Origin of the sequence: Mesotoga sp. (genome assembly GCF_035363035.1) — a bacterium.
Taxonomy (GTDB): Bacteria; Thermotogota; Thermotogae; order Petrotogales; family Kosmotogaceae; genus Mesotoga.
The window spans coordinates 1-2,768 of sequence record NZ_DAOSEH010000157.1 but is presented as its reverse complement, the minus strand read 5'-3'; the positions used below and the strand labels follow the sequence as shown (position 1 = coordinate 2,768).

Below are 2,768 nucleotides of genomic sequence, written 5' to 3'. Positions count from 1 at the left end.
TTCAACTTCCCCCTGGCCGAAGATCTGAAGCTGGCGATAGCTTCCAGGAACGCCGTGTCGCTCGTAAAGGCTCTGAAGACGGACATGCAGAGATTTTTCAGATCCAGACGCAGTTACGAGTCTGGCACTTTCCTGACCAACCACGATATGACGAGGCTCGTCAGCTCAATGAATGGCGACAGGGATCTGGCGCTTCTGGCGCTTACGGTGCTGCTCACTCTCCCGGGACTGCCCTTCCTGTACTACGGAGAAGAGCTGGGAATGGAAGGGGTCTACGACGAGTACTTCAACGAAGAGCAGCTGGAACCGCACCTCTGGTACGAAAACGGATATGGACCCGGCCAGACCGAATGGAAGGCTTTGGGAAAGAACCGCCCGCACAGCGGCGTATCCTTCCAGGCGCAGAGCGGTATAGCGGGAAGCTACTTCGAGCGTTTCAAAAATATACTGAGATTCAGGAGGGATAATCCCTGGCTCAGATTCACCACGATCAAAAGTATAAGCAGAAAGAAGGATCTGGTAAGGATCAACCTCCACGGGAGCAAAGGAAACGCCATTTTGTACCATAACACAGGCAATTCTAGAGCGACGCTCGACACGACCGGAACCCCCGTAGTAATAAATGGAAGACTGGAAAAGCAAAGGGGCAGGTGGAGTCTGGCTGGCCTCTCGAGCGCGATAGAGGTGTCAGATGGAGAATAAAGACAGGGCCTCGACAGCGAGGATCGGATCGATAATCGGCGTAGTGGGCAACGCCATTCTGGCAGTTCTGAAGTTGTTGACCGGTTTCTTCACCGGAAGCGTCGCGATACTGGCCGACGGTATAGACTCATCGACGGACATACTGACGTCGCTGATCACTCTGGTATCGACATCGGTCTCCAATAAGCCACCAGACGCGCAGCACCCGTACGGTCATGAGAGAGCCGATGCCGTAGCCTCGAAGATAGTATCGATGGTTATCTTTTTCGCTGGCGCTCAACTGGCTATGAGTTCTATCGAGAAGCTGTTTTCGGGAAGTTCGTCGGTTGAGAATCTACCGCTCGTGGTTACGGTGGCTATGATCTCGGCGATCGGGAAGTACGCACTCTACAGATACAAGCTGGCGATAGCCAGAAAAATCGACTCATCGGTCTTCAAGGCCGATGCCCTGAACATGAGATCGGATATAATAATATCTCTGTCCGTTCTTTTCGGTTCCATTCTGGTTAGCCTCACGGGGTTCCAGATAATCGACACGCTTGTCGGCCTGGCCGTTTCTACCATGGTTATAAAGACGGCCGTCGGACTATTCTGGGAGACCAACTTCGAGCTCATGGACGGTCTCAAACCCGGTGACGATATATACAACATAATCTTCGAAGCCGTCTCCAGAGTTCCCGGCGTTCAGAATCCTCACAAGGTAAGGGTGAGGAAAATGGGCTACAAATACCTGGTCGATCTGGATATAGAGGTTGATCCGCTGCTCACGGTCAGAAAGGCACACGCGCTGGCGAAGAACGTAGAGAAGGCGATAATTGAAGGTAATGAGAGCGTGTACGATGTGCATGTCCATGTGGAACCGGCCGGAAACGTTGAAAATGAAAACTTTGGAATCGACTCGGTAAGTCAATTTGAAGAGAAGAATTAACTATCTTGCCGGACTGATCGAACAAAACAAAGTAACTTATAATATACTATAAAAAGAGTAATGATTTCCATGGCAAATCCAACCGATCGGACAAGAAAACCAAAAAAATATCTCAAACCTGGGGGTGAATCAATGAATCTTAAAGGCACAAAAACACTCGAAAACCTTATGAAGGCCTTTGCGGGAGAATCGCAGGCGAGGAATCGCTATACGTTCTACGCTTCCGTCGCGAAAAAGGAAGGCTACGAGCAGATAGCCGCGATTTTCACCGAGACCGCCGATAACGAGAAAGAACACGCGAAAGTGTTTTTCAAACACATCCTCGAAGGAATGGCCAGCGAACTACCGATCACGGTACATGTCGATGCCGATTACCCGGTAGAGCTGAGAACCACCAGAGAGAATCTCAAGGCCGCCGCGGCCGGGGAAAACGAAGAGTGGACTATGCTGTACCCGGAATTTGCCGATGTGGCCGAAAAGGAAGGCTTCAAGGATGTCGCCAACAGCTTCAGACAGATCGCGAAGGTGGAGAACAGACACGAAGCCAGGTACCTGAAACTGCTCGATAATATCGAGAAGTGTAAAGTCTTCAAGAGAGAAGAGAAAGTGTTGTGGAAATGCGGGAACTGCGGCTACATTCTCGAGGCTAAAGAGGCGCCCGATGTATGCCCGGCCTGCAAGCACCCGAAAAGCTACTTCGAACTTTTCTGCGAAACTTACTGAGATCGAACCGAACCATACGAAGAGACCCGGCGAATCGCTGCCGGGTCTTTTTTTAGAAAAGTTAGACTCGATGGTATTAAATGATCTACCCGAGTTCGACATGACACGGGCGAACAAAATGCACGAATTCATTTTCCCGAAAGGGTTATAGAATTTGTGAAGATTGTGAGCGTGTCACCAGGTGTTTTGCTGGATTTCGTAGTAGCTCGGAGGTGTTTCAACCTTAGGTCTGGAAAGGGATTCACGCAATTTGTCTGTTGTTTTTTTGCTCTTGTACACTTCATTTCTTTTGACTGAAAAAAACCGGATTGTATTCGCTCCTGTTCGTTTCTCATCTTGCTGCAGGTCATTGAAAGTCTTAAGATATCTTTCTCTTCCAGATCCGAAAGAACAGGAGTCTGACCCTGTTTACGTG

Annotated in this window: 3 protein-coding genes; all 3 read left to right on the top strand. The window is 49.6% G+C overall.

Annotation, left to right across the window (positions count from 1 at the left end; translation table 11 throughout):
• A partial coding sequence (locus tag PKX57_RS11930) for an alpha-amylase family glycosyl hydrolase (RefSeq protein ID WP_472417528.1) occupies positions 1 to 702 on the top strand: 702 nt, incomplete at its 5' end.
• Positions 692 to 1,630, top strand: a complete 939-nt coding sequence (locus PKX57_RS11925; protein WP_472417526.1) for a cation diffusion facilitator family transporter — start codon at positions 692 to 694, stop codon at positions 1,628 to 1,630. The genes PKX57_RS11930 and PKX57_RS11925, both read left to right, overlap by 11 nt.
• A gap of 132 nt (positions 1,631 to 1,762) precedes the next feature.
• Positions 1,763 to 2,353, top strand: coding sequence for a rubrerythrin (gene rbr, locus PKX57_RS11920; RefSeq protein ID WP_214048054.1), 591 nt, complete (start codon positions 1,763 to 1,765; stop codon positions 2,351 to 2,353).
• The last annotated feature ends 415 nt before the right edge of the window (positions 2,354 to 2,768 follow it).

Excerpts from the sequence above, each read along its gene's own strand:
- PKX57_RS11925 (WP_472417526.1), top strand. The coding sequence starts at position 692 with ATGGAGAATAAAGACAGGGCCTCGACAGCGAGGATCGGATCGATAATC.
- rbr (WP_214048054.1), top strand. The coding sequence starts at position 1,763 with ATGAATCTTAAAGGCACAAAAACACTCGAAAACCTTATGAAGGCCTTT.